General features: G+C 71.2%; 2 protein-coding genes. Both read right to left on the bottom strand.

Translation table 11 applies throughout. The annotated features are described in order from the left end of the window. Nucleotides 1-210: 210 nt before the first annotated feature. A complete protein-coding gene (locus Q673_RS22565) occupies nucleotides 211-1137 on the bottom strand; it encodes a lysine exporter LysO family protein (RefSeq protein ID WP_023004918.1) in 927 nt (308 codons plus the stop codon). A gap of 157 nt (nucleotides 1138-1294) precedes the next feature. After that, complete coding sequence (locus Q673_RS22560; RefSeq protein ID WP_023004917.1) at nucleotides 1295-1990, bottom strand: hypothetical protein; 696 nt, start codon at nucleotides 1988-1990, stop codon at nucleotides 1295-1297. Nucleotides 1991-2151 lie beyond the last annotated feature (161 nt).

Genomic DNA, 2151 nt, shown 5'->3' with positions numbered 1-2151 from the left:
CGCCCGGTCTACCCGACTAGGAAGACCAGGCCGGAGATGGCCACGTTGACCACCAGGATCACCGCGAACAGCTTGATGCCCAGCCGGGAGATGGCGGGGCGGGGCAGGGTCAGGCGCATGGGCGTCTCGCCGCGAGCAGGGTGGGCCGCCAGGGTCGCCCCCGGGCATGCAGCCAATGGTCAGCGAATGTGCAACTCGCGTGCAAGTACCTCACAGCGTGAGCAGGAAGAGGATCAGCGGCGGCGACAGCAGCGAGAGCAGAAAGCCCGAGACCACCGCCACCGGGACGCAGCCCACGCCGCCATGCTGCTGGATCACCGGCAGGGTGAAGTCCATGGAGGTGGCGCCGCCGTAGCCGATGGCCAGCGCCGCGTGGCGGCGGATCACCAGCGGGATCAGCACGAAGGCGACCAGCTCCCGGGTCAGGTCGTTGAAGAAGGCCACGGCCCCCAGCGCCGGCCCCAGGGCGTCGCCCACCAGGATGCCCGAGAGCGAGTACCAGCCGAACCCCGCGGCCATGGCCAGCCCCTCGTTCCAGCGCAGTTCGAGCAGGGGCGCGGCGATAAGCCCGCCGACCAACGAGGTGGCGGCCAGGGTGGTGGCGATGGCCAGGCCATGGCGGTTGAGCAGGATCTGGCGCAGCGGCATGCCGGAGTTGCGCAGCTGGCAGCCGATCAGCGCCAGCAGGGCGTAGAGCACCCACTCGGCTAGGGTCTCGGCGCCGGCGTGGATGGGTGCAGAGGAGAGGCGGGAGGCAACGAGCCCCAGCGCCACCCCCAGCACCACCACGCCGACCAGCGCCAGGGAGCCGGCCATGGCGGCGAGCTTGCTGGTGGGGGCGCCGGGCACCGCGCGCCTGGGATCGGCGGCCAGGCGCAGGCGGCGCGAGAGCCACCACAGCCCGGCGAGGTTGCAGGCCGAGGTGGCCAGGAACAGCGTCAGCGCCTGGCCCCCCATGCGCGACAGCTGCCCGCCGAGGTCATCGAGCCCCGCCAGGCCGATCCCCATCAGCAGCAGGATCACGTAGACCGAGGCGTTGACCCCGTGATTGATCGCCGCCAGGACGGCGGGATGGCGAACCGGTACCAGGTAGCCCAGCACCAGCGGCAGCAGCACGATCACCAGGCCGCTCAGCATGGAGATTCCCTTCTCTCGGGCGCCGCCTGGCGGCGCGTGAAAAGCGGCTACTCTAGCAGCCGCGAGGGGCCTTCCCAAGCGGATGGCTATTTGCCATGACACAAAGCGAGAGGCGCCGGAACCGCCGCGAGCGACTTCGCCAACTGCGATGGTCAAACTACTCCAGCACGGTCAGCTCGCTGAGCGCCAGGTGGCTGGGCCGCTCGCCGCCACGATGGTAGTCCGCCGAGAGCAGCAGGCCGGGCAGCTCCGGGTGGAAGTGGAACACCAGGCGGCGGTCGGGCTTGTCGCCCTCCACCGCCTCCACGCGGATCGCCTCGAAGGTGCCGGCGGGCAGGCTCACCGAGCCTTCGCCGAGGGTCCGCACCTCCAGGCTCTCCTCGCGCCCCTTGTGGTCCAGGTAGGTGATGCGGCAGGGCGCCGCGGCACAGTCGCCGCCGATCACCCGTCGCGAGAGCATGAACAGCGCGGTCTGGCGGTCCGGATGGGTCGTCAGGGTCTCGGCGCCGAGCTGGTAGCTGTCGCCGACCCCCAGCAGCGAGTAGCCGCTGGCGTAGTAGATCGAGCGGGCCTGCCCGGACTGGATCAGGAAGCGGCTGCGCTCGCTGCCCCGGGCGATGCGGATGCTGGTCTCCATCAGGCTCTCCCAGTAGTCGCCCTCGTGGCTCAGCCGGTGGTCGACGTAGGCCGCCGGCCAGCCCTTGACCTCCAGGCGATAGCGCGCGGCGAAGGGGCGCGGGGTGGCGCTGTGGGCGGCGGCGCGATTCTCGGCGGTGCGCTGGGCCGGCGGCGGCGCGGCCGATGAGGTCTCGGCGCTGGCCGCCAGCGGCAGGCAGGCCAGCAGCCAGAGCATGAGAGACGCCGCGAGTCGGCGGGACCACTTGGTGGGGCATGACATCGTCGCTCTCCGTGACAGGGCGGGGCCGGCAGGCCGTCCCTTTCCCTCGACGATGCCATATTTCCTGCCCCCGGGCACCCGGATGTGGCGGGGCTCCAGGGCTATCGCAGATAGCC

This window comes from Halomonas sp. PBN3, assembly GCF_000475415.1.
In the GTDB taxonomy this organism is placed as follows: Bacteria; Pseudomonadota; Gammaproteobacteria; order Pseudomonadales; family Halomonadaceae; genus Halomonas; species Halomonas shengliensis.
Note: the sequence above shows the minus strand (reverse complement) of the source record. Positions and strands in the feature narration are given on the sequence as shown.

Excerpts from the sequence above, each read along its gene's own strand:
- Q673_RS22565 (WP_023004918.1), bottom strand. The coding sequence starts at position 1,137 with ATGCTGAGCGGCCTGGTGATCGTGCTGCTGCCGCTGGTGCTGGGCTAC.
- Q673_RS22560 (WP_023004917.1), bottom strand. The coding sequence starts at position 1,990 with ATGCTCTGGCTGCTGGCCTGCCTGCCGCTGGCGGCCAGCGCCGAGACC.